Origin of the sequence: Terriglobus albidus (assembly GCF_008000815.1) — a bacterium.
In the GTDB taxonomy this organism is placed as follows: domain Bacteria; phylum Acidobacteriota; class Terriglobia; order Terriglobales; family Acidobacteriaceae; genus Terriglobus; species Terriglobus albidus_A.
This window is the reverse complement of record NZ_CP042806.1, coordinates 2,933,544-2,959,355: the sequence shown is the minus strand read 5'-3', so window position 1 is coordinate 2,959,355 and position 25,812 is coordinate 2,933,544. Positions and strand designations below refer to the sequence as shown.

Genomic DNA, 25,812 nt, shown 5'->3' with positions numbered 1-25,812 from the left:
GGTGATCTCACTCTCTCTTCAGCCTGCAAGTGATCCGCGTAGCCGTAACGTACGTTCTCTGAGGACAAGTGCTGATCTCGCATCCGCGCCATATGATGCCTCTATTCTCCATGCCGCTCCTGAGCTTGATGATATTAAGCGCCTCGAAAGCGGCGGTAAGGCGCGTGACATCTCCGTGTTCGAGGCCGATCCTAATGGAGTTGCCGCCGAACAATTCCGGCTCATGCAACATCGGCTGTCCAATGTTCGCTCTTCGGGTGGGTCGGCACTCATCACGAGTCCCGGCCCCGCCGACGGCAAGAGCCTGAACGCCTATAACCTGGCATGGGCCCTGGCGGAAGCGGGTCACAGCACTCTGCTTCTTGAACTTGACTTGCGCAGGCCAAGTCAGAGTCGTTATATCCCAACTCCGCCGCCCTCCAGCCTGGTGGATGTCATCAAAGGAGAGGCTACTGCCAGATCCGCGGTGCGGCGGCTCAGCGATGTTCCCCTGTTCTATCTGGGACTGAATAAACCGGCAGCGAAGCCGGTAAAGCTTCTCCGTTCCCAAGCGCTGCAGGATGTGATCTGTTGGGCGCGACAAACCTTTTCATGGATCATCATCGATGGCCCACCGGTGCTGGCTGTCGCCGACGTCGAGGAGATCCTGCCGAACGCCGATCTTGTGCTTCTTGTTGTTCGCGAACGCGGAACACCACGAATGTTGGTAGAACGCGCCGTAGAGCACCTCGGTGAACGGCTGAACTTCGTTATCTACAACAATGTTTCGCTCTCAGGCCGGTACGGATACGGATATGGCTATCGCTAACACCGGCGCGGAAAGTATTGAAGTTTACGACCACTCAGTAAGGAAACCACTATGAACACGTCAAATAGATCGATCTTTCGTCATTTTCGCCTGCTCGTACTCTGTGGAATGGTCTTTGCTTTTGCGCTGCTTTTGGTATCCCGCGCCGTCGCCCAAAGCCAGGATCTTACCGTGGTCGTGCTGGTGAACTCGTCGGTTACATCCGGGTATAACACCAGCAGCACCAGCCCAGGATCCTATCAAATGGGTCCTGAGAGATATCTCGTTCATTTGCAGGTTCCATATAGGGTCGTCGATATCAGCCAGACCTCGGCTACCGATCTGACCGCATCACAGTTGATTATTGCCGGCCATAACGGTTTGAATCCGAGCGCTGCGTGGCAGAACGCAATTATGACCGCTGTCGCAAACGGTACGGGATTTGTGAACCTCGACAGCGATCAGGCGATCGGTACGCAGAATCATATTATGACGATGTTTCATGCTACCGGCGCCACGTTAGGGGCCGCGCAGACAAGCATTACTGTTCCCGCGGCGGTCCAGGTGGGTGGATCAACGCCGCATTACATCGCAGCACTCCAGCGCCACTGGCTCGGCGACCCGGCCGGCGCCATCACTTACAACTATCACGGCAACGGAACAACGACGATCGCTTCCAATGCGACGATTCTCACCGGCGCGACCGCGACGGTCGTGGCGCAGCTCGGAACCGACCCCCTGATTCTGGCCAGCACCTACGGGCAGGGACGCATCGTCGACTTCACCACCTATGACTACCTGCACGCCGATCGCTTCGGATTTGTCGAAGGTGTTGACGATCTGTTCTGGCGAAGCCTGGTATGGGCAGCTCGCAAGCCTTTCGTACTTCGCGGATATCCGCGCATTGCGGCGATTCAGATGGACGACAACGAACCCGGCCTCATGTCTCGCATTCCGGATATGTGGAACACATCGCTGACCGGCACTGTCGCCTCTGACGGCACAGGCGGTCCCTGGCTCCCTCAACTAAACATGCAGCTCTCCTCACTGTCCACGCCTGGTGGAGAACGCGCCCAACTGATCAGCGCCGTCAACTCCGGCTTTCTGCATGCGACACCGCACGGTCTGGCCTATGGTTCGGGCGGTGACCTTTACTGGAATCTGAGTATTGCGAATACCGATGCGCAGTGGCAATCGAATGTAACGTCGGCTCTTCAATGGAAGCTCGGGCAGGGCGGAACGGATACGTTCCCCGCCTTTGGCCGTTCGATGGTAGGGCACTACTGGGACATCACTGACAACGCCGGATACGAGATGTGGAACAGTCTCGGAATTCGCTACATCACAACACCTCAGAATCCCGGCGCCTACTACTTCAACTATCCGAAGACAACGGCCCAGAGAATTCCCTATGGACCGTTCCGCATCTACGAACAGCCACCGGTTTATGCAGTGGACTACGAAGAAACTTTTCCCTTCTTCTATGCAGATGACATGGTGGTACATAGCGTCGCTGGTAAACCTGCACAGACCTTCTATGCCTTCGCTTCTCAGGTAGGACTTTCCGGCGGCCGCTTCAGTCGTCCTGACGCCGTCTGGCCAAGCTCGCAGAACGGCTATACCGTCGCTCAGAGCCTCAATCAATGGGAGTACTACATGTGGCACTTCTGGTCTGGCATGATGCCAGTTCAGATCTACACCCACGACGGCGGCAATCTCGAATTTACGACGACGTCTGACCGGCAGAGTTTCATCTCCCAATTCTCGACATGGTTCAAGACGAACAAAGGAATTCACCAATACATGGATGGCATGGGTGACTATCTTCGTGCCCGCAACCATTCACTGCTTAGCAGCGGGACAGTCACCTCTTCGTCCATCACACTGAACTTCACTGGGTCAGCAACCGACGCCGACGGCCGCCTCATTCCGACCAAAGCGTATGTCTTCTACGGCGACGATGAAGGGACGCTTCTCGCCGTTCCTGGTTTCAGCAATGGTGGAACATACAGCTTCACCAACACGCAGCCTGCCACGATGCAGGTTACACCTGTCACACTGAGCTTTACGACACCTTCGGGGTCATCGCCGGCATCGAAGACCGTCACGGTTGCGAACATCGGTTCCGGCTCCTATAGCTGGACGGCGTCGGATAATGCGTCCTGGTTAAGCGTAAGTCCGGCAAGCGGTATAGCGGGCAGCAATACCGTAACGGTATCCGTCAATAGCTCCAGCCTGGCTGCCGGTTCGTACAGTGCGACCATCACCTTCACTTCAGCCACAGCAGCGGGCAGTCCAAAGACAGTCGCAGTCTCACTTACCGTTACGCCGAGCAACGCGTCACTGGTCGCAAGCCCGACCTCGTTGTCCTTCAGCCAGAATTCCGGCACGACAACAGCTACAACGCAGCAGCTCTCCATCACCAATCCAAGCGGTACCAATGTTACCTGGACCGCTTCGGATAATGCTTCCTGGCTCAGCGTCTCTCCGACCACCGGCGGCACGCCAGGCACACTGAATGTCTCTGTCGTTGCAGGCTCACTATCGCCTGGAACCTACAGTGGAACAGTTACAGCCAGCTCAACCAATCCTGTGCTGTCCGTATCTGTTCCTGTTACGTTTGAGGTGCTCACACCGCCCACCGTCATATCCACATCGAGTCTTAGCGGATGGACGATCTCGCCTCTCGGCGGCCTTTCCGGATGGTCATCAACCGGCAGCGCTCTTCGTTATAACGGCGGTGGCGAAGCTCCGCTCTATGCCGGCAATGCCGGATGGACGGACTACGACCTCTCTGTAACGCTGACGCTGCCGGCCTCCAATTACCCTGGCGGGATCAGGGGTCGTGTTAACCCGGCCGATGGATCCGGCTACGCTCTCTGGTTCTACCCGGCCGATCACACGGTCAATCTCTTCAAGGTGGTCAACTGGAACATTTCCAATGGATACACTTTGATCGGAAGCAACAACCAGGTCCTCTTTGACACCAGCGCTCACACCTATAAGCTATCGTTCCTTGGCAGTACGATATCGGTCTATCGCGACGGAACGAAGCTCTTCTCGGCCACAGACCCTACCTACACCTCTGGCCTGATAGCCCTGGATCCTTCGAACCAGGTTGTTACTTACAGCAGCGTCACCATCACGAATGCAGTTGCTCCGCAAACTACGGCAGCTGCTTCTCCAACGTCCTTAGCCTTTAGCGCCTCTCCCGGCGCCACGGCAGCCGCTCAGACAGTAACGCTTACCTCATCCCCGAGCAGCGTTTCCTGGGCGGCCTCTTCCACCGCGGCCTGGCTTACCAGCTCGCCAACGCAGGGAAGCTCCACTCCCGCGTCGATTGCAGTCACAGCGAGTGCGGCGAGCCTGGCTGCTGGAAACTATTCAGCCACGCTTACGTTGAGTCCGTCCGCCGGTGCGTCGATTCAAATTCCGGTGACCTTCAGCGTCACCTCACAACCAACGGCCGTCATCAGCGTCACGCCTTCCAGCGTGTATCTCTTCAGTCCTACCGGCTCCTCACCGCCGCCGTCTACGGTCTCCGTTCAGAACACCGGGACAGGCGGTATGCCGTGGACCGCAACCAGCAACAGCTCGTGGCTGACGCCGTCGCCGGCGTCTGCGGGCGCACCAGGTCCGTTGACACTCACATCGTCCAGCGCTGCACTCGCTGCAGGAACCGTAATGGCGAACGTTACTGTCAGCTCGAGCAATGCGACCAACTCATTCACACTGCCTGTCTCGCTTCATCTGGGAACGCAGCTCTTCAGCGATAACTTCGGCGCTGGTTCGTCGCAATGGACAGCTTCTCCGCTTGGGCTCGCCTCAAACTGGACGGTGTCGAACAATTCTTTCAATTACAACGGAGGCGGCCACACCCAGCAATACGCGGGTAGCTCCACCTGGACCGACTACGTCTTCTCAGCAGATATTACCCTGGCAAACCACTCCAACTATCCGGGTGGCATACGTGGCCGCGTGAATCTCTCTACCGGTGCGTCTTATGCGGTCTGGCTATACCCCGCAGACAACGTTATCAAACTGTTCCGCGGTACGGGCTGGGCAATCGACTCTGCCGGGCTGACCCTGCTTGCACAGTCGCCCGCGATCGTTATGGATACGGCCCGTCATACGGTCCGTCTGCAGTTCACAGGCAACCAGATCATGGTGTACTACGACAACCGCCTTATCATTTCGGCATCCGATAGCACGCTCACCTCTGGCGCCGTCGCCCTGGATGTTTCATCGCAGCCGGTCAGCTTTGCAAACATCAGTGTTCAGCAGTAGCAGGAAAGGGCGAAGAATTATGGCGACTCTTGTGCCTGTTTCAGCAAGATACGAGCAGGACCATGGGAAGAGCATCGCAGAGCGATGGGCCATCCGGCTGCCCATCGCCCTCGGCTCCTCCGCCATCGCCGTCTGGAGTTGGCTGGCATTTCTTCGCCCGCTTGGAGCGCGGGGAATCATCTGGGCTGCCATCACTGGTGTATCAGCCTTCGCATTTTTCTCAGTCACTTCGTTGCTGGTTGCCATGCTCGATGGCAGCGGCTCGCGCACGCTTCGCCGCGAACTGGCGAAGTGTTCCATGGCATTCGCTCTACTGTTCCTGTTTCTTCCTGAATATACGGCGCGGCTGCGACCACCGGTTCTTCGTTCTTATCTGTTGCTCGCCACACTGACCATACTCTGGCTCGCGCTCTATCACTTCTGTCGCCGCGAGGCCGAAGGAATCCGAGACTGGGCGGAACGAAAGACCTATTGGCCCATCGCAGCACTTGCCATGCTCTCCATTACGCTGACGGGTCTTGCCATCCGCAAGTTTTACGTCTTCGGGTATGTGGGGCAGGATCTCGCCTATTTCGCGCAGATCATGCATACAACCCTGCACGGTCATCTCTTCTGGGGTTCCCTGCTGCAGGATCTGCTTTATTCCTATCCGGTAACCACGGACTTTGCAGGGCACAACTCGCCCATCATGTTTCTCTTCGTGCCCTTCTATGGGCTCTTTCCCAGCCCTGTAACGCTGCTTGTCTTACGTAATGCGGCCATGCTTGCCTGCTGTTATCCGATATACAAAATAGCCCGCACATACTGCAGTGAAAGCACTTCCCGGCTTTGGTCAGTTGCTTTTTTCCTGGTACCAACCATCTTTTATCAATCGACGTTTGACTTCTATCCGTTGAGCTTTGTCGCACTTCCCTTGCTGTTTGCGGTTTACTTTTTCCAACAGTCTCGCTTTCTACCATTCTGTGTCGCACTGGCCTTCACCCTGGCCGTAAGAGAGGACCTCGCAATCTTTGCGCTCGCTCTCTCGATAGTTGCGCTGATCCAGCGAAGGTCTATTCGCTGGATCGGCGTTCCGTTCGTCGCTGGACTTGTCTGGGCCTACGTCTCGTACTTCATCGTGCTTCCTCATGCGCTGCACGGCTCGTCGTTTGTCACAGATGCATGCTTCAGCCACCTCGGCGCAACTCCGAAGCAAATGCTTGTCCATGTATGCAGCAGTCCTCAAAGCACACTCCTTCCTCGCGGCAATGTTGTGTATCTGAAGGAACTGCTGACGCCTACGGCACTCGTCCTGCCTTTCGGCAATGCACTCGTCCTTGCTTCGCTGCCATTTATCGGAATCAATCTGGCTGCCGGGGCGGGAAAATGCATCACGACCGTCATCTATGCCCAATATTCGATCATTCCGGCCGTGCTGCTTTTCGCCAGTGCTTTGCTTGCCGGTACGCGCACACGCGGACTTCTCAAAGGAATCTCAAGATTGTGGATCAAAAGCAACGCCGTTGCCCCGGCGATCTGCCTCGCACTCTGTGTCGCGAGTCTAATCTTTGTGACAGGAGAAGATCAGGCCAGCGAGCTGCGCTCAAAACCCTGGACACAGGAAGCCCGGCAAGTCGCCCGGCTTATTCCTGATGGAGCTTCAGTCGCGGCGCCTCGCTATCTATTGCCCTCCCTGGCAAATCGCGATTGCCTCTACCAGACTCACCGGCTCTCGCAATATCACCATCCTGTCTACGAATACCTGATCCTCGATAACGACTGGTCGCACATCAACGCATCCCAGGAGTACCGGACGGCATATGCAACCCTTCTGGAGAATGCCCCGAAAGACCCTGCCTTTCAGGTGCTCTACAAAACTTCGCAGTTCACCGTCCTCCAAAACACCGCGGCACATGGAAAGGGCTGCTTCCCGGCGGAGGCGACACGATGAACGCGCGCTCTACACTCTTCCGGGACATGGCCAACTATCTGATGGGCCGGGGATCGCTCATTTTGCTGGGGCTTATCACCTTTCCTCTGCTGACGCGGCTGCTCTCGGTCAGTGAATACGGTGTCCTGTCGCTTACTCTGCGGATCGTTCTGGTGCTGGTTGTCCTTTCGAAGTGTGGACTTCAATATTCAGCGGCACGTTTCTTCAAAGCCGGCACATCCTCTTCTATGGAGCAGAGGCGTCTTTACACGACGCTGCTTATCTGCCCGGCCTGTATTGTGGTTCTGGTCTCTCTGCTGTACTACGCATTTTTGCTCTTTACCCCTGTCTTTCGCGGAGACCGGCTCCTGTACCAGTGCCTTATGGTTGCACCGGCGGTCGTTTTCTTTCGGACCTTACAGGCGATCCTGCTCAGCTTCCTCCGGAATGAAGGCAAGAGTCGTCTTCATACGATCGTCGAGATCACCACCAAGGTCAGCACCCTTGCGGCCTTTGTGATTCTCGCATTTACCGGCCTTCACCATGCCTTCCCTGTGCTGCTTGGAGTTCTGGCAAGTGAGTTCGCCATCGTCGCGGCGCAGCTCATCAGCTTTTTGAGACGAGGACTATTCCACATCTCCGCGATGGACTGGACGCTGATCCGCGACTCGCTCCTTTTTGGAGCTCCCCTCATCATCTATGAGCTTTCCAGCCTGGTGTTGGATTCAGGCGACCGAATCATCGTGCAACGCTACCTTGGCGATCATCAACTAGGCCTCTATTCCGCGGCCTATGGGGTCTCCGGGTATTTGCAGGACACAGTGATGACGCCTCTGAATCTCGCCATCTTTCCGATCTATATGCGGATATGGAATGAAGAGGGCAAACCGGCGACCGAACGGTTCCTTTCCACCTCAGTCTCCTGGTTCAGTCTCGCAGCCCTTTTCATCGTCGGCGCATGCGCCCTGTGTTCGCGGGAGATGCTGACGCTTCTCGCATCGGCACGATTTGCCGGGGCGGACCGGTTACTCACAATCCTTATTCCCTCATTGATGATTTATGCCCTCCACATCTTTTTCAATGTGGGCCTGATCCTCGAAAAACGAACCACACTGCTTGCAGGCATTGCGGCTTCGGCTGCGGTGCTCAACATCGCGTTGAACCTCTATCTGGTTCCCCGGTTCGGACTTATGGGAGCAGCGTTCGCCACCTTTCTAGGCTACGTCGTCATGGTGGCCAGCCTCATCGTTATCAATAGAAAGTTTCTTCCACTCACGCCCAGCGCTTCACTGATTCTTAGCGGTGTTGCGGCTGTAGCTCTTGCTTATCCTCTTCCGTCTTTTACTACATTTCATCTGACCGTTGTCACGCTTCTGGTACGGCTCGCCAGCTACACCATCATCTTCCTGCTAAGCATGCTGGCCATCTCGTCCAGCTTCCGAAAACTCTGGCTTACCGCATGGAAGCAGCTGGTATCCAGATTTGCGTTTCGCAATGATACCGCCAAGATCGCAATCCTTGAAGAGTGCGAGACGTCGAACGCGGGTCAAGGAGTATCCCAATGATCCTCGTTGACCTGAATCCACAGACAACTATCGGGGTGCGTAGCATCGCCCTCTATGGATCGGTTGTGCTCGGAGCACTCCTCACCCTCGCGTGGAGATCGGAGATCGGGATCTATATCCTTTCAGTTCTGCTTCCCCTGCAGACAACCCGGTACCACCTGCATGCGTTTCCGCTCGGCTCCAACATCGTCGACATCCTGCTCCTCTGTGTATTCATTGGCACAGTGATACGGCCCCCGTCCAAGCTTGCCTATCGACCACGTATCGCAATTTTTCTCGTATGCATTGCGATCTTCTATTTCTTGTCGTTATGGCGAGGAGCGTTTTACCTGGGCGGAGAGCTTCCCATCTGGTTTTCGGACCATCGTCTCGTCGATTACAAGAACTTCATCGTTATGCCGCTTCTGGCCTTCGCCGTTGTCCGTGCCATTCGAACCAAACGGCAGATCGTCACCATTATCATTCTGTGTGGCCTCACCTCGGTGGCGGTTGACTATAGCTACCTGAAATCATCATTCGGCCGCGACTTCACACACTATTCTGAGGAAACACGGGATGCAGGCCCGCTCGGCTACGCCGGGGAGAACGGACTGGCCTCCTATCTGGTGGAAGCAACCGCCTTCGTCCTTCCACTGATTGTCATAAAAAAGAATCCTCGTCTCAGGCTATTTGCACTGACGGTCGCCGTGGCAAATACGGTTTGTCTCCTGTTCTCCTATTCGCGTGAAGCCTATCTGGCTCTCGCGGTCATTCTGTGTTTTCTTGCTGTTGTCAGGGTACGCGCTCTATTCATTCCAATTCTGCTGCTGGCGATTGGATGGCAGGCGATCCTTCCCCTGGCAGTCCGTGAGCGTATTGCCATGACCTATTCGCGCTCCGACGTCAGCATGGAGGCTGAACTTGACGCATCTGCTCAGGAGCGGGTCATGCTTTGGAGCGATGCCATGGTTCTGTTTCGTGAAAATCCAGTGTTTGGCACAGGCTTTCTCACGTATGCCGAGCTCAGCCGGGTCGGCTCTTATAAAGACACTCACAATTTTTATCTGAAGATGCTCGTGGAGACCGGCCTTGTCGGCCTCTGTCTCTTCATTCTCCAACTCCTGCTGCTCTTGCGTGAAGGTATGCGGCTCTTTACAAGAGCACGAGATTCGCTGCTGTCGCTTATTGGTCTGGGTTACGCAGCCATGATCGTAGCTGCCACAATCGTGAACCTCTTCGGGGATCGATGGATGTTTATCCAGGTGGACTCTAATCTCTGGATACTCCTCGGGTGCGTCATCTGCGGATCGTCCCTCACCGCCGAAAGCCGTAAACAACTGCAGCATCCACAAGCAGCCTCTATCGCGAAAGCGCCATGGGCGATTCCCGCTGCCTCATTGACAGATGAAAAGGTGATGTCATGACCCCCCTTACGAACAACGCGCTCCCAATGCGGAAGACGATCCCATTTCCTGGAAGAGTTGACAGAAGCACTTCCGATCGCTCCATCCTTTTCCTGATCGATCAATTGACGGAGATGGGTGGGGCAGAACGGATGATGTTTGAGCTCGCAAATCGCCTGAAAAAGCTTGACTATACGGTTTCCATCATCACCTTCCGTGAGAATCCCAGCCCGGAAGCCTATACCTATGGAGCCGAGGTCATTGTTCTGCCAATCCGTTCCTGCCTTTCATGGAAAGCTATCGGCGTTGCACGCAAGATACGGCAGATCATTCGTGAGAAGAACATTGCCATTGCACAGACTTACTTTGAAAGTTCCGATCTGTTTGGCGCCGTGGTCTGCCGGCTATCCGGAGTACGAAAGATCTGCTCCAGCCGCCGTGACATGGGGCTTCTGAGAACACGAAAGCATATGCTGCTCTATAAACTCTGCGCACCGCTCTACAGCAGAGTGTTCGCCGTCTCAAAACGAGTCGCAGGTTGGCATCAGCAGCGGGATGCCATCGTGCCGCAAAAGATGGAGGTCATCTACAACGGTGTCTATCTGGCTACTTATAACCACCGTATCGATAGAGACCAGGTGCGCAAAGCCTTCGGCATACCGCTCGACGTACCGGTAGTCACCACGATAGCCAATATCAATCCATGGAAAGGCCTGGACGTCTTTCTGGAGACCGCCGCCATCGTCCATAATGAATATCCCGAGATAGCCTTTGTGATCGCAGGGGATAAGACAGATCTGGAGCACTATCGCGTGCTTCAGAACCGAGTTCAGGAACTGGGTCTGTCCTCAAACGTATTCTTCCTTGGACGCGTCTCCGACGTTCCGTCCCTTTTGATGAGCTCTGACATCTTTACCTTACTGTCTCGAACGGAAGGTTTTCCGAATGTCGTCATCGAGGCGATGGCGGCAAGAGTCCCGGTAATTGCCACAGATGTTGGTGGGACGTCAGAGGTAGTGACAGATGGTGTCACCGGCTATCTTGTTCCCTGTGAGGACCATCTCACCGCAGCTGCCACCGTTCTGTCCCTCTTGTCATTCCCCCCTCGGGGAGATCGCCTTACGAATACAGCAAGGGCTCTTGTAGAGCAGCAGTTCTCGATCGAGACGATGGTTCGACGGCATATTGAGGTATACGATGCTCTTCTATCTGCCTAAAGCCGGCCTGCTCGGTCCCCACTTCGACCGTTATGCCATTTTGGCTTTCTGGGCGTGTGTCGTCGTTATCGCATACGCCTATGCCGGCTATCCGCTCATGCTCTGGGCGCTGACAAAGTTTCGCCGGAGCCGTCCTTCAGAACCATCGAACGCGCCGAGCATCACGATACTCATCTGCGCTCACAACGAGGCCAGAAACATCGGTAAAAAGCTCACCGACTGTCTTGCACTCAACTATCCCCCTGACAGGTTACAGATCCTTGTCGCGTCCGACGGCAGCACAGATGAAACTGTTCAAATTGTCCGGTCGTTTTCAGAACAGGGAGTTGGCCTGGTCGTCATCCCACAACAGCGGGGAAAGACATATACGCAAAACGTTGCCGTGCAATATGCCACCGGTGACATCGTCGTCTTCTCCGATGCTACGACGGAGTATCAGGCGGACGCACTTCAGTACATCGCCGGAAACTTTTCCGATCCGACTGTTGGTGCGGTCTCGGGCCGCTACTACTATTTCGATCCGGAGAAAGAGTCCTCGTCCAATTCCGGTGCACAGGCTTTTGCGGGTTACGACAATCGCATCCGTAAGATGCAATCGGAGATCGCCAGCATTACAGGTTGCTGCGGTTGCATCTACGCAGTTCGTCGATCGTTGTACACACCGCTTCAACCACACATCATCAGTGACCTCGTAGAGCCGATGCATGTCCTGCTGCAAGGCGCGAAGGTCAAGCTGGAACCTCGTGCTGTCGCACGTGAGTCAACTGCAAGTACCTCACGCAAAGAGTTCTCGATGCGGGTGCGCGTCATTACCAGAGCTCTTCATGGGATCAGCAGCGTAGGCTCGCTTCTCTTGCCTTGGAAACACCCGTGGATCGCGCTGCAGCTGTATTCCCATAAGTTGCTCCGATACAGTGTCCCCGTCTTCCTCCTGGGTGTATTTCTATCCTCGTCTCTTCTGATCCACATCCCTCTTTACCGGTTCATCTTCGTTGCCCAGGCAGGCGTGTATGCTGTCGCCCTGCTTACAGCTTTCGTTCCGGTCCAGAGGCTCTCCAGGCCCCTTGCCCTTCCTCTCTACTTTTGTATTGTGAATGCCGCGGCGCTCGCAGCAATCGTCCAGTTTGTGCGGGGCGAACGTTACGTCTCCTGGAGACCAGAACGTGAGGTATCACGTGCACATTGAGAGAAGCAACAACAACGGCACGTCCCTGAGAACTGTACTGCGTCAGATCAGGATCCAGACACTCGATGCATGCGGTCAGCTTCAGGCGGCACGCAGCAATATTGCAAGAAAGCACGGCGTTATTGTGCTGATGCTGCACCGGATCATCCCGGACGGCCAGATGCATCAATGCCGGTCGCCTCGCGGCATGGTGCTCCGCGAAAGCGGTTTTCGAGCGTTGCTGCAGTACCTTCGTGCTGAGACCGATATCATCGCCCCCACTGATCTGTCACACACACGCGTGCGTAGCGAGCGTCCTCAGGTCCTCGTGACCTTTGATGACGGATGGGCCGATAACTATGAGGTGGCTGCTCCCTACCTGGCCGCTTTCAATATCAAGGCATGTTTCTTTGTTGTGACAGCCTATGCAGGATGTTCCCATCCGTTCTGGCCCGAACATGTGCTTTGGCTGCGCGGTCTCACACAGCAGACGCACCGTAGCGATCTCTGGAAGAGTTTCCTGGAGAGCTTCCATGCCCGGTCAAACAATCGCCCACGCCCGGAGATCGTATCGGGTTCCGAGGAGAGGGTCTTGTCATGGCTGAAGCAGTTCAGCGCAGCGGAGATTCTTGAGCGGGTTGACGAAGCGCTCTTCAGATTGGACCCGACTCTCGATCGCATCGCCAGCGATCCGTATGAGCGGCTTATGACATGGGAGGAAATGCGCTCTCTTGCAAAGCAGGGTCACATGCTCGCTTCCCATACGTGCACGCATCCACTTCTGACACACCTTGGTGGCAGGGCTGTAGCAGAGGAGCTCCGCAACTCGTGGCTCGCTCTCAACACAAAGGTCTGGCAGGGCACCGGCAGTTCCGCATGGATTTCGTACCCCAATGGAGATGTCGATAGCTCCGTTCAGGCTGCCGCACAAAAAGCCGGATATCGGTACGGATTCACGACGGTGCCTGGTGTGTGGCCAGGAAGATGCGAATCGCTCTCAATCCCCCGAGTCAATATCTGGGATGGATCGCTACTCTCCTCTGATGGGACATTCAATGAAAACAGCCTTGCACACACTCTCTTCTGGCGCCCGAGCCATGCGACCTGGCACTAGAACGCTGTTTATCCTGCTGGCTTTGCTGATCCCCGCCCTGCCCGGTGACAGCCAAACGCGCACGCCTGTTCCCAGAATTTTTTTCAGCGATCTGCTCAGCGGTCCAGCCGCGGGAGGTCAAAACGATCAAGGAGCCTTTGTTACGATCTACGGCTCCGGCTTTGGATCGTCGAGAGGCACAAGCTACGTCACGATAGGTGACGTAGCGGCTGTGTCCTATCCGGTCTGGTCAGAGGATAGGATCTCTTTCCAACTTGGACGGAATGCAAAATCGGGTCAGATTCTTCTGCACACCGGCAGCGGACCTGTCTCAAACGGGATTCCATTTAAGGTCCGCCCTGGTCGAATCCTGTTCCTAGCAGCAAAGACGCGGGAAAAGCTAAGCTCGGCCGTCGGTAAACTAAAGTCCGGCGACATCCTGTATGTCCGGGATGGGTTCAGTGATGCAGGTTTAGACCGATACGAAGCGACAGTCAACATCATGTCCAGCGGTCGCCACGACGCACCCATTGCGCTTTTGGCATATCCCGGAGCACATGTCACCATCGGCTCCGCCAACGCACCACGTATTGCAGCACGCACGCCTAACGTGGAACGCACATCCGATCATTGGGTGATAGGAAATATTCACTTCGTTGGTTATCAGGAAGCGCTGGATGTAACCGCATCGACCGACTGGAGAGTTGTTGGGAACGACTTTACCTGCCCAAACGGATTCGGTCCTACCGGCTGTATTGAGTTCTCCCAGGCATCTGACGTCGCTTTCCTGGGAAATATCATTCACGACATCGCACAACCCGGCACGACCAAGGTCTATCACGCGCTCTACTTCAGTACCGACAGCAATCACATTGATATTGGATGGAACAAGATCTCCAATGTTCATGGGTGCCGGGCCATTCAATTTCACTCCACCCCAACGGACCGCGGCACCGGCCGTAACCAATACGATCTGCATGTGCACGACAACATCATTCACGATGTCGTATGCGACGGCATAAACTTCGCGACGATAGATCCGTCCCGAGGAACGGTGGAGGCCTATAACAACCTTTTCTATAACGTCGGTCAAGGGCCGGATCCGCCCGATGGGGGTTCCAACTATTCGTGTATCTATGTTCAAGGCGGCGCAAACTACGGTTCGACCGGGACCGGCACGGTCGAGATCTATAACAATACGATGTACCGATGCGGGGGCCGCCGCAACACGGACTCAGGCGCGATCTCTTTTTCGCGGGGATCGCCATCCCAGGCCGTTCGTCTGCGAAACAACCTGATCGTTCTCGATTCGAAGATTCCCCTGTTTTCTCCAAATAGCACACTGGTGCCAATGCGAGCGGAGTCAAACCTGGTTTGGTGGCTCAATGGAGCGGCCTCCTCACCGGCCCATGCAGGCTTCACGATTGCTAATCCGTTACTGCGCGATCCTGCCCACGGCGACTTTGTACCAACCTCCGGAAGCCCCGCCATTGGCAAGGGTACGTCGTTGGACTTGACGTGGAACCTGCTGGGGCAACCGCGAGAGAAAGGCCGCTTAGATATCGGCGCTTACTGATGTAAGGTTTTTGGGCGCCGCACCATGTTTAAACAAAGCTTCGTCCATCAGGTTCTCAAACCGATGGACCGCTTTGTTCACATCAAAGTTAGCTGCCCATTCCACCGCCTGCTGCCCCAGGCGGGTGCGCAGCTCGTCATTTTCCATCAGGATAGAGATCGCAGCAGCAATCTCATACACCAATTCGCCGTTCACCCGGAATCCTGTCCGACCATGACCAATTGCATCCGCAGTACCGCCGGCCTCGCCTCCAATGACTGGCAGACCGCAAGCGTTTGCCTCCAGGAAGACAACTCCAAATCCTTCTGTATCGCCATTGATCTCCCGGTTGGGCTGCACAAACACATCTGCACTCTCGTAGAGTCCGGGAAGGTCCTCGTCGGGAACGAAGCCAAGAAATTCGACATACTCCGTAAGTTCCAGCTCTTTTACCAACTGGACCAGAGCGTCGCGTTCTGGTCCCTTGCCTCCGATTACATATCTCCATGAGGAAGACAGTTTCTCCTGCCGCCTCAAAACGTCAAGCCCGCGAAGCACCTGATCGATTCCCTTCCGCTTCTCCAGCCTTGCCACTGTCAGAAGAACGGTTTTCTCCTGCCAACCGTAGCCGGCGCGCAGTTCTGCGCGCTTCCCCGAGATATAGAACCGATTGAGGTCGATAAAGTTGGAAAGGATCTTTGATTTTTCCACGGGAGCTCCTGTCATTCGAGATACCAAGTGTGCCGTATAGCTGCTTACCGAAAGATTCATATCGGCTCGTCGAATGCAGCGGTGTTGCCAATAATGCATGTATGGAGCCAGGAAGCGAGGCTTAACCGCCATCGTCAGCTCCTCTCCATGAATGTAGTTCACCAGCGCCGTACGTCGAGGAAGATTCTTCATCAACCATCCGGCGGAGTACGTACCACCACAGACAACAGCATCGGGTGAGTATTTCTTGCAGAGTTCCTGCCATTGCCGTCGCCCATGTCGCAGGAACCGGGCTAACTGCACAAGCCTGCCCAGCGGTCCCATCTTTCGGTCACCCATATGGAATTCAAATGCATCGATCCGCTCCACATCCAGGCCGTAGCGTTGCTTTGCCAATGTGTCCCATTCCTCTAATGCCATCAGTGACGTATTGGATCGATCGCCAACGACAATGACTCTGTATCGTTTTAGCCGGGTCAGCAGGCCGAGATAAATCTGAACAACGCCACCGTGATATGCCGGAGCAAAATAGGGGGCAGCAAAAAGCAGCAGAGGATGTTTTGACTTCGTCATACAGTCACCTCTGATTCTTCTGCGATTTGTTTTGCGGTCCTCTGTTTTACGACAACCGCCGGCACTCCCATGACAGTCGCTCCGGCAGGAACATCACGATTGACGAGTGAGTTCGCCGCGATTCTGGCCCCGTCTCCTACCCGTATAGAGCCAATCAGAACGGCATTCGTACCGATGTAGACATTGTTTCCAAGCTTAGGAGCTCCTTGCGCGCCGGCGCCTCGCGTGCCCAGCGTGACATGATGCGCAATATCACAATTCCGTCCGATGACGACTTCGGGATGTAGGGTGATTCCGCCGCAGTGGGCGATCAAGAGACCGGGACCGATCTCAGCACGGACGTTGATCCGCATCTGCAAAAACGCCTCGATCCAAGTCGCCCCAATCAGATGGAGAGGCTTGCCCAAACTTCTGACAAGCAGGTTCCTGTCCGGGCTATATATCCAACGGCCCAGGCGGTACCAGAAGATACACCAGACCGCAGGATTGAGGAGGATTCGCCGGTAAGACTCTCCATAGGCCCGATACCGCCCCAGATCTTCTTTGAACTCTGTAACCAATGCAACATTCCAGCTCGTTGAGGCAACGGACTGGCCCCCGCCTGTCTCCGAGCACGTCACAGTCCATTCACCGAGCCCAGGGACCGGAATTTTTTTCCTAGTCCGGGGAATAAATCTTCCGCGACCAGCCAAAAGGTAGACGAGAAATCAACGACTTAGGTGTTTGGCGTCAGCGGAGACAGGATTGCAAAGCTTTGCACACGTTCACCAGTCGGGCCTCATCAACATCTTTTTCACCTCACCTTTTTCAGGGAGAACGAGCGCGTGCGCAAGGAAATTTCTGTTTGCTTTACAAGAATCACTCAACATCAAATCGCATTTTGCGACCGCTCTTTCGGATTTCCCTTATTTCTTCTAACTCTGACGCTCCTTCTCCTGGGCACCAATGGGTGCGGATGGGGGGGATCCAGAGTCAACGCAGCTTCAGCTACGTCAACGATTACTCTGAACGCCGGCCAATCGATCCAGATTCCAGCAACAACCACGTCAAGCACCTCCTGGGCCGTCAATGGAACGGGATGCTCTGATGGAAGTTGCGGCACCGTTACTCCGGGATCTGGATACATCACCTACGTCGCGCCGCAGACGGTATCATCCCCGCTCCATACGACCATCAATGCCACTCTGGTCACGGCAAGCGACGCTGGGTCCATCGCAGTTACCGTCAATCCGGCGCTGACGGTAACTGCGAATCTGGATTCAGCCACAGTGGGCTCTCCCTATTCGGGTTTGGTGACGACTGCGGGCGGATCGAATCCGGTTCAATCATCGATCTCTTCCGGGAACCTTCCGGCGGGCCTCTCCTTTGACCCGTCCACAAGCAAAATCGCAGGTACGCCCACTGCTGCCGGCACATATACATTCACCTTCAAAACGACCGACGCCAGCGATGCGCAGACAAACGTTGTTACTCCAAGGACGATCCGTGTTGGCTCGACGGTATCTCCCATCACGATTACGTCCCGATCTCTTCCGCGCGGAACGGTAGGTGCAGAGTATTCGACTCAGCTTTCCGCCACCGGTGGCTCTTCTTCGTATAGTTGGGCTGCCTCTTCAGGCTCGCTTCCTACTGGTCTCACGCTCTCTTCCACTGGCGCCATTAGTGGCGTGCCTGCCAATGCGGGCACATTCGCGGTCACAGTAACTGTCACGGACGCCACCGGGGCATCGACTTCCACTCCTCTTACACTTACCGTCGCAGCGTCGACGCTGACCGTCACGACGACATCATTGCCGTCAGGCACTGTTGGTACCTCTTACACTGCAGCAATCAGTGCTGTGGGAGGAGTGTCTCCTTATGCCTGCGCAGTTGCATCCGGCAGCTTACCGAACGGTTTGTCGCTCTCGAATTGCGCTATCAGCGGAACACCTACCGCTGCCGCCAACTCTTCGCTGGTGTTCGCAGTCACAGATGCGGCCGGCACATCAGCTTCGAGCAAGAGCCTGGCGCTCACTATCGCGGACGCAGCCACACTGGACATTACCTCTCCAGCCTCAGGAACCGTTGGTGTCGGCTACTCTGCTTCCATTGGCGTCTCCGGTGGAAAGGGCCCCTACACCTGCAGCATGACTGACGGAACACTGCCCGCCGGCATCCTTCTGAACAATTGCACGCTTCAGGGCACTCCAACAACAGCAGGTGTCTACACACTTGGTATCAGCGCAACGGATTCATCCAAACCCACGGCTCAGGGGAAGAAGAAGATCTCCGTCGTCATCCAGGGCTCCACGACCCAACTAACAATTACCTCGCCATCCACAGCCACTGTCGGCCAGGCATACAACGACACTATCGGCATCACCGGAGGAACTTCTCCCTATGCCTGCTCGATTGTCAGCGGAACTCTTCCTTCGGGTTTGAGCATCAACAACTGCACAATTACCGGAACCCCCTCGGCCGCAGGCAGCACAAGCCTCGTCGTAAAAGCGACGGATTCCAACCACCCCACTGACTCGGCAACCGCTTCCATCACGCTGACCGTCATCGCAGCACCGGCGACACTAACCCTTTCTTCGCCGCCATCGGGCACCGTTGGAGCACTGTATAACGGTGCTATTGGAGTTGCAGGTGGAACAGCACCTTACTCCTGCACACTGGCGAGCGGAACGATTCCTAATGGATTGACGCTGACCGGTTGCTCGCTGACCGGAACTCCCACGACTGCTGGAAACTCGACCTTCTCTATCAAGGCAACTGACTCCAGCGGTCCGGCCAACGCTACAACTGGACCAGTCACACTCAGCATTGCCGCTGCTCCAGTAACGTTGGCCCTCACTGCACCACCCTCTGGAAACGTTGGTGTCGCTTACAACGGAACCATCGGTGTCTCGGGGGGCACAGCTCCGTATACCTGCTCACTGGCTAGTGGAAGCATGCCCTCCGGACTTACGCTCAATAGCTGCACCATCAGCGGAACGCCGCTTGTTGCTGGATCCTATAGCCTGTCCATCAAGGCAACGGACTCTGCTTCGCCGGCAAATACGACGACAGCGACCGTGCCACTGAACATCATCGGCACAGCGTCTGTCACGCTTTCCATCAGCTCGCCCGTCTCCGCCACCGTAGGCACTGCTTACACCGGCGCGATTGGCGTCTCCGGTGGATCCGCACCGTACGCCTGCTCACTTGTAACCGGATCGGTACCAGGGCTCACTCTCAGCGGCTGCTCCCTTACCGGAACGCCGACTACCGCCGGAACGTACTCACTCTCTGTCAAGGCCACTGACTCCAGTAGCCCCGCAAACTCGACGACCGGCGCTGTCTCGGTTACCGTGAAAGCCGCCGCTGCCGCTACATTGACACTTACCTCTCCCACGGCGACTGCTACCGTAGGGACGGCCTACACCGGCACAATCGGAGTCTCCGGTGGCACTGCACCATACGCCTGCTCCCTTGTCAGTGGTTCAGTCCCAGGGCTGACGCTTAGTGGCTGCTCTCTCACCGGAACGCCAACTACGGCGGGAACTTATTCGCTCTCCGTCAAGGCCACTGACTCCAGCAACCCTGCGAACTCCACGACCGGAACCGTCACTGTCGCAGTGAAAGCAGCAGCAGCCACGACATTGACACTTACCTCTCCCACAGCGGCTGCTACCGTAGGGACGGCCTACACCGGCACAATCGGAGTCTCCGGTGGCACCGCACCATACACCTGCGCTCTTGTAAGTGGCTCGGTACCAGGGCTGACGCTCAGCGGCTGCTCTCTCAGCGGAACGCCAACCACGGCAGGAACATATTCCCTGTCCGTCAAGGCTACCGACTCCAGCAGCCCTGCGAACTCGACGACTGGCACCGTCACTGTCACCGTGAATGCCGCGGTTACGCTAACGCTTACCTCGCCGACCACAGCAACGGTGGGCTCCGCCTACACCGGCACAATCGGTGTCTCCGGAGGCACGGCACCGTACACCTGCACCTTGACCAGCGGCACAGTTCCTGCAGGTCTCACACTGACCAACTGCTCACTCTCCGGCACACCCACAACTGCGGGCGCCTCCACGCTCACCATCAAAGCCACTGATTCCAGCTCTCCCGCTGCATCCACCACAGGTACGGTTGTTGTGACGGTCAATACGGCTTCTTCCTCAGGCTCGTCGGGAGGACCGCACATCAATTACACCGATCTGAACGTTGGCAGCGGCACCGGCGGAGACAACGGGAACGGCGTCTACGTCCGCATCTTCGGCAGCAACTTTGGTTCAACTCAGGGCAGCAGTACTGTCGCCCTCGGCGGACAGTTGATCACGAACTGCAGCCTCTGCTCGTGGAGCGATACGACCATCATTGCGCAACTCGGTAGTGCGGCGACGACCGGCAACATTGTCGTCACCGTAAATGGCGCGGCCTCGAATGGCGTGCCCTTCACAGTCACACAGACAGACATTGTGTTTGTCTCACCGAACGGAGCCGATACCAACACGGGCAGCTTCACCTCGCCCTTCAAGTCGTGGCGTGCAGCCTTCAACTCAGTCACTTCGTCCGACTCGATGACCCCGGTACGTAATACTGTCATCTATCTGCTTCCGGGTACGGATGTCAGCTTCGATGATGGCCGCGGATACAAGTCGGCGATCTCCACGGATATTGGCGGCTCCTCTCCGACCAGCCAGCTATCGATCGTGGGTTATCCCGGCGGAACGGTGAACGTGGGCAGCTCTTCCATTACGTATGGCGTTCACGGATGGGGTAAGTACGTCACCATCGCAAACCTCAATATCGTAGGCCAAAGCTCGGCAATCGATGCTGAAGCTGGAAATGCCCGCATCATCAATAACAGCCTCTCCTGCCCTGCACCGCCCTCGGGTCTGGGCGGAACGGCATGCCTCCTTGGAGAAACCACTGATCCATCGGAAACCTGGGCCGTCCACGGTAACAATGTGCACGACACCGGCGGCAACGTCGACAAGACCTACCACGCGGTCTACTTCTCGAGTAACGTCAACCATGCCGACGTGGGCTGGAATAATGTTGGTCAGAACTTCAAGGGATACTGCCGCGGCATCATGTTCCACGCCACCCTCGGCAGCAACCAGTACGACCTGCATATTCACGACAACGTTGTAACCAATTCCTATTGCGACGGTATTGCACTTGCTTCTGTAAATCCGTCACAGGGAACGGTCGAGATCTATAACAATGTCGTGGCACACGTTGCGCTCGCTTCCAATCCATACGGAGTTGCCAATGAAGCCGGCATCGCCATCAACACCGACCCTGCTGCAGGCACAAGCAGCGGTAATGTTGAGGTCTATAACAACACCGTGGTTGATGCAGGAGCTTACACGCTTGGAAACCAGAACGGTTGCTTTGGTGTCGTAAGCAGTGGAGCCGGCATGCACCTGACGAACAACATCTGTTCCCAGCCATCCAGTTCGCAGCCCTATGTCGAAAGTGGATCGACGAATGTCAGCGGCTCCCGTAACCTGTGGTACGGTGCGGGCACAGCTCCATCCTGGGATTCATCGTCAATAAGCTCGAATCCGCTCTTCGTCTCAACCAGCAACTTCGCGCTGCAGTCACAGTCGCCTGCCAAGTCCACTGGAACTACAAGCACAACCTCCACCATCGACATCGTAGGCGCCTCTCGAGGTTCTACGCCGTCGATGGGGGCCTACCAATAAAATCCTCTCTGCACCGGGGAGCGCGAAGTCTGCGCTCCCCGTTTTCTTTTAGACAGCGCCTCGCCCCACCAGGACCACTTTCACCGTCTCCAGCGCGATTGCACAATCGAGCCACAGTGAAAGATGTTTTACATAAAACAAGTCATACTCAAGCTTGCGTTTTGATTCCTCGATCGTGGAACCGTAGTGGTACCGCACCTGCGCCCAGCCTGTCAGCCCAGGGGGAACCGAATGGCGGTGCTTGTAGAACGGCACATGCTGCTCGAGTACTTCACATAGATGAGGCTGCTCGGGTCTTGGCCCAATCAAACTCATCTCGCCGCGCAGTACGTTGACGAGCTGCGGCAACTCATCGATACGATATTTCCTCAAATGCTTCCCAAGCCGCGTAATGCGGTGGGTCTCATTCCCCGCCCACCCGGTCTTCTGAACTGATGTCACCGGCGACATCGTTCTGAACTTCAAAATGCTGAACGGCTTTCCAAACAGCCCAATACGCTGCTGCCGGTAAAACACCGGACCGTCCTGTTGCAGGTAAACCACCAACGCAACAATAAGAACGACCGGACTGGTAGCAACCAATAGCATTCCGGCAACCAGAAGATCGAAGATCCGTTTCGCAAACCGCTTCCCGATCCGGTTGCTGTAGCGGTCTGAGAAGATACATTGCTCCGCACTCAGATGATCGACGCGGACTCTTCCAGTCGCATTCTCAAAGAAGGCTTGAGCGTCCTCGATCTCCATGCCGGCCATCTTGCAACTCAGCAAGGTTTCCAGGTTGTCGTCAGACTGCGCCTTCACGTTCGTCACGATGATACGTTCGAAGCCTTCGCTTACCCTTTTCTCCCCTTGAAGCGCCTTGGTCAGCATGGCAGGAGGTGTAATTTCAGCTACCTCCATATTCCATTCCGGACTTGAAAGAACAATCGCCTGTAGTTCCGCGGCCTCATCGCCGGCCCCCACGACAAGAACCCGCTGCCGGTTGCGAGGCAGCGCCAGCCTTCTGGAAACCAGCGTCACAACCGCAAGGAAGCTGGCGAACAACAACACCTTTGAAAGCACGGGGGTCAACCAGGGCAGAAGAAATACTCCCGCTGCCAGCAGCAAAAACAAGAGAGCAAAGGCGCGCAGAACCTGCACAATCGTAGTTCTGGGAATTCGAACGGTCTGCAGGTTATAGAGATCGTGATAGTAGAAGATAACCTGACAGACAATCCCTACCAGCATCAGCCGCAGCAGGCCAAGCAGAACCGATCCGGTGGGCTTGCCGCTCGATCCCGCGACCAGCGGCAGGACAAAGAGCAGCGGCGCCACAATCACCAGAACAACAAAGTCCAGCGAGAGGAGCAGCGCTGCCCTCGGAGGCAATGCTTTTCCGCAAATCTTCATATCAGCTCACCTGTGCCAGGATCACCTTGGTTCGCATCTCTGGTTTTGCCATGACCTGCTTCAATGCTTCGCCGACGTAGTGGATTTCTTCAGGAAGCAGATGGGGATATATCGGTAATGAAAGCACCTCTCCGGCGGCCCTCTCCGCCTCGGGTAAACGGCCTTTTTTATATCCCAGGTGCTCATACATGGGCTGCAGGTGCAACGGAATGGGGTAATGCACCGCTGTTTCCACCCCTAACTGGCGTAGTTCGTTCTGCACGGCGTCACGATTCGGAACCCGGATCGTATATTGATGAAACACGTGAGTCCTTCCCTCCACAGTCTCCGGAAGGATTACCTCATCGATATCCCGTAGCACCTGGTGATAGAGAGCTGCGCGTTCACGCCGTTGCTCGTTCCATCGATTGAGATGTGGTAGCTTGACCCGCAGGATTGCCGCCTGGATCTCATCGAGGCGGCTGTTCCACCCAAGAAATTCACTCTTATATTTCTTCGCGCTGCCGTGAGCGCGCGCCATTCGCAAATAGGCGGCTTGTTCGGCGCTCTTGGTCACGATCATACCGCCGTCTCCGTACGCGCCGAGGTTCTTACTGGGGAAGAAGGACAGGCATCCGAAATCGCCAAACGAGCAGACCGCGTCTCCGGCATATTTGGCGCCGAGCGCTTGTGCCGTATCCCCAATAAAGGCGAGATTGTGCGCGCGCGCGAACTTCGCAATCGCGAAGATATCTGCCGCCTGTCCATAGAGGTGCACGGCAATAATCGCTTTTGTCGCCGGTCCCACCAGTGCTTCAAGCCCCTTCACGTCCATGGTGTAAGTGACCGGATCGATGTCGGCAAATACCGGCGTCGCGCCCAGCAAACTCACGGTGTCCGCCGTGGCAACGAAGGTAAAAGCCGGAACAATGACCTCGTCTCCGGGGCCAACCCCGGCGGCCTTCATGGCCAGGAGCAGCGCATCGGTTCCCGAGGCGACGCCTACCGCGTGCCCCACCTGGCAATAGTTCGCCACCTCCGACTCAAGAGCGGCAACCTCGGGTCCGAGGATGAAATGTTGCTTTTCCAGCACGTTTTCAATCGCTCTGTCGATCTCTTCGCGAAGTGAGGCATATTGGCGCTCCAGATTAAGCATTTGAATCTTCTGCATTGACTCTTCCCTTCCGGTGGATCCGCCGGCCTCTATGAGGCGCAGGTCACTCTCATCACGGCTTCTTTGCACGCCGGCAGCCAGAACCTGAGCTTGCTCCAAAGTGGCGGCTATACACGGATTACAGGCAGGAAACAGGATTTGCAGCGCCCCCGGGCTCCTGATTCGATGCAACCGTTTGCACACTTTTACAGAAGTGTTGTCCGTGGGTATTCGCGACTGTGTGCCGCAAGTCCTTGTGCTCTTTGCGCATCCGTACGCCAGTTGCGGAAATTGTGAATTTAAAGAGCCGTCGTTGGGCTGATTTGCGATGGCATTTGAAATGCACCTACCATCGCGATTCTCAGAATTGGCCCCAGGAGTCCGCAGGATGGCACGTTATCTCATCACTGGTGTAGCAGGATTTATCGGATCTTCCCTCGCGCATGAACTTTTACAACAAGGGCACGAGGTGATTGGCGTAGATAACCTTACTGCCGGTGACGTTCATAATCTTGATGGCATTATTCGGGACCTCGATTTCCGCGTCATGGATGTGAACGAAACCAGCCGCCTGCGCGAGTGCTGCCGCGGTGTAGACTTTGTCCTACACCAGGCAGCACTCGCATCCGTTCCGCGCTCTGTCCGCGATCCTCTCTCAACGCATGTTGCCAATGTCGATGGAACACTGAGCGTCCTGCTGGCCGCACGGGATGCAGGCGTTTCCCGAGTGGTTTATGCCGCATCGTCCTCCGCTTACGGCAATAAGTCGTCGCAGCCGAAACATGAGGAGATGTTGCCGGACCCGCTCTCCCCGTATGCGGCACAAAAACTCGCAGGCGAGTACTACGTCCGTAGTTTCTGGCATGTCTATGGGTTGGAGGGCGTGTGCCTGCGTTACTTCAACGTGTTTGGCCCCCGGCAGAGTTCCGATTCACCTTACTCCGGCGTTATCGCAAAGTTTGCTTCTGAGATGCTCAAAGGCGAATCTCCATTGATCTTTGGCGACGGCAATCAGAGCCGGGACTTCACCTTCATCGACAACGTGGTCGCCGCGAATCTCCTGGCCTGCAATACTCCTGCCGCTGATGTCTCCGGGAAGGTCTTCAACATCGGTACAGGGCAGAGTCATACCCTTAACCAGACGTACGATCTTCTGGCACACTTCCTTTGCTTCAAGAAAAGAGCGCTCTATACGGCGCCGAGGCTCGGAGACGTCCAGCACTCTGAAGCCGATCTCAGTCTTTCGAAACGGACGCTCAAGTACGCGCCAGTTTGCAACTTCAAGGACGGTATCGCGAAAACGGTGCAATGGTTCCTTGAGCGGGAAGCACTTACCATCACCAAACACACAGCCTAACGCCGCCGG

General features: G+C 55.9%; 15 protein-coding genes. 11 read left to right on the top strand and 4 right to left on the bottom strand.

Going from position 1 to position 25,812, the window contains the following annotated elements:
- Position 1 precedes the first annotated feature (1 nt).
- Genes FTW19_RS11760 through FTW19_RS11720 form a run of 9 tightly spaced genes read left to right on the top strand, consistent with a single transcriptional unit; the run spans position 2 to position 14,981 of the window.
- Positions 2-808: a CpsD/CapB family tyrosine-protein kinase gene (locus FTW19_RS11760; RefSeq protein WP_147647804.1), complete on the top strand. Its 807-nt coding sequence runs from the start codon at positions 2-4 to the stop codon at positions 806-808.
- A gap of 51 nt (positions 809-859) precedes the next feature.
- Complete coding sequence (locus tag FTW19_RS11755; RefSeq protein ID WP_246153696.1) at positions 860-5,074, top strand: BACON domain-containing protein; 4,215 nt, start codon at positions 860-862, stop codon at positions 5,072-5,074.
- 19 nt (positions 5,075-5,093) lie between these two features.
- Positions 5,094-7,004, top strand: a complete 1,911-nt coding sequence (locus tag FTW19_RS11750) for a DUF2079 domain-containing protein (protein ID WP_187143434.1) — start codon at positions 5,094-5,096, stop codon at positions 7,002-7,004.
- A complete protein-coding gene (locus FTW19_RS11745; protein ID WP_147647802.1) occupies positions 7,001-8,548 on the top strand; it encodes a lipopolysaccharide biosynthesis protein in 1,548 nt (515 codons plus the stop codon). The genes FTW19_RS11750 and FTW19_RS11745 overlap by 4 nt, the downstream gene beginning before the upstream one ends.
- Positions 8,545-9,951, top strand: coding sequence for an O-antigen ligase family protein (locus tag FTW19_RS11740; RefSeq protein WP_147647801.1), 1,407 nt, complete (start codon positions 8,545-8,547; stop codon positions 9,949-9,951). Before FTW19_RS11745 ends, FTW19_RS11740 begins: the two co-directional genes overlap by 4 nt.
- Complete coding sequence (locus tag FTW19_RS11735) at positions 9,948-11,147, top strand: glycosyltransferase family 4 protein (RefSeq protein WP_147647800.1); 1,200 nt, start codon at positions 9,948-9,950, stop codon at positions 11,145-11,147. The genes FTW19_RS11740 and FTW19_RS11735 overlap by 4 nt, the downstream gene beginning before the upstream one ends.
- Positions 11,128-12,333 (top strand): glycosyltransferase family 2 protein, encoded by a 1,206-nt coding sequence (locus FTW19_RS11730; RefSeq protein ID WP_147647799.1) that lies wholly within the window; start codon positions 11,128-11,130, stop codon positions 12,331-12,333. Before FTW19_RS11735 ends, FTW19_RS11730 begins: the two co-directional genes overlap by 20 nt.
- A complete protein-coding gene (locus FTW19_RS11725; RefSeq protein ID WP_187143433.1) occupies positions 12,311-13,426 on the top strand; it encodes a polysaccharide deacetylase family protein in 1,116 nt (371 codons plus the stop codon). Before FTW19_RS11730 ends, FTW19_RS11725 begins: the two co-directional genes overlap by 23 nt.
- Positions 13,410-14,981 carry an IPT/TIG domain-containing protein gene (locus FTW19_RS11720; RefSeq protein ID WP_187143432.1) on the top strand — a complete coding sequence of 524 codons (1,572 nt, stop codon included), beginning with the start codon at positions 13,410-13,412 and terminating at the stop codon, positions 14,979-14,981. The genes FTW19_RS11725 and FTW19_RS11720 overlap by 17 nt, the downstream gene beginning before the upstream one ends.
- Here FTW19_RS11720 and FTW19_RS11715 read toward each other — a convergent pair.
- On the bottom strand, positions 14,961-16,244 hold the full coding sequence (locus tag FTW19_RS11715) for a glycosyltransferase family 4 protein (protein WP_147647796.1): 1,284 nt from the start codon (positions 16,242-16,244) through the stop codon (positions 14,961-14,963). The two genes, FTW19_RS11720 and FTW19_RS11715, sit on opposite strands and share 21 nt — an antisense overlap.
- Positions 16,241-16,597, bottom strand: coding sequence for a serine O-acetyltransferase (locus FTW19_RS26105; protein WP_246153695.1), 357 nt, complete (start codon positions 16,595-16,597; stop codon positions 16,241-16,243). The genes FTW19_RS11715 and FTW19_RS26105 overlap by 4 nt, the downstream gene beginning before the upstream one ends.
- Before the next feature lie 471 nt (positions 16,598-17,068).
- On the opposite strand from FTW19_RS26105, the gene FTW19_RS11705 reads away from it, so the two are divergent.
- Positions 17,069-21,925 (top strand): beta strand repeat-containing protein, encoded by a 4,857-nt coding sequence (locus FTW19_RS11705; protein WP_187143431.1) that lies wholly within the window; start codon positions 17,069-17,071, stop codon positions 21,923-21,925.
- A 48-nt stretch (positions 21,926-21,973) separates the two neighbouring features.
- Here FTW19_RS11705 and FTW19_RS11700 read toward each other — a convergent pair whose 3' ends face one another.
- A complete protein-coding gene (locus FTW19_RS11700) occupies positions 21,974-23,314 on the bottom strand; it encodes an exopolysaccharide biosynthesis polyprenyl glycosylphosphotransferase (protein WP_147647793.1) in 1,341 nt (446 codons plus the stop codon).
- 1 nt (position 23,315) lies between these two features.
- The gene (locus tag FTW19_RS11695; RefSeq protein WP_147647792.1) at positions 23,316-24,464 is read right to left on the bottom strand and encodes a DegT/DnrJ/EryC1/StrS family aminotransferase; all 1,149 of its coding nucleotides are present in this window, start codon (positions 24,462-24,464) and stop codon (positions 23,316-23,318) included.
- A gap of 370 nt (positions 24,465-24,834) precedes the next feature.
- On the opposite strand from FTW19_RS11695, the gene FTW19_RS11690 reads away from it, so the two are divergent.
- A complete protein-coding gene (locus FTW19_RS11690; protein WP_147647791.1) occupies positions 24,835-25,803 on the top strand; it encodes an NAD-dependent epimerase/dehydratase family protein in 969 nt (322 codons plus the stop codon).
- Positions 25,804-25,812: the final 9 nt, after the last annotated feature.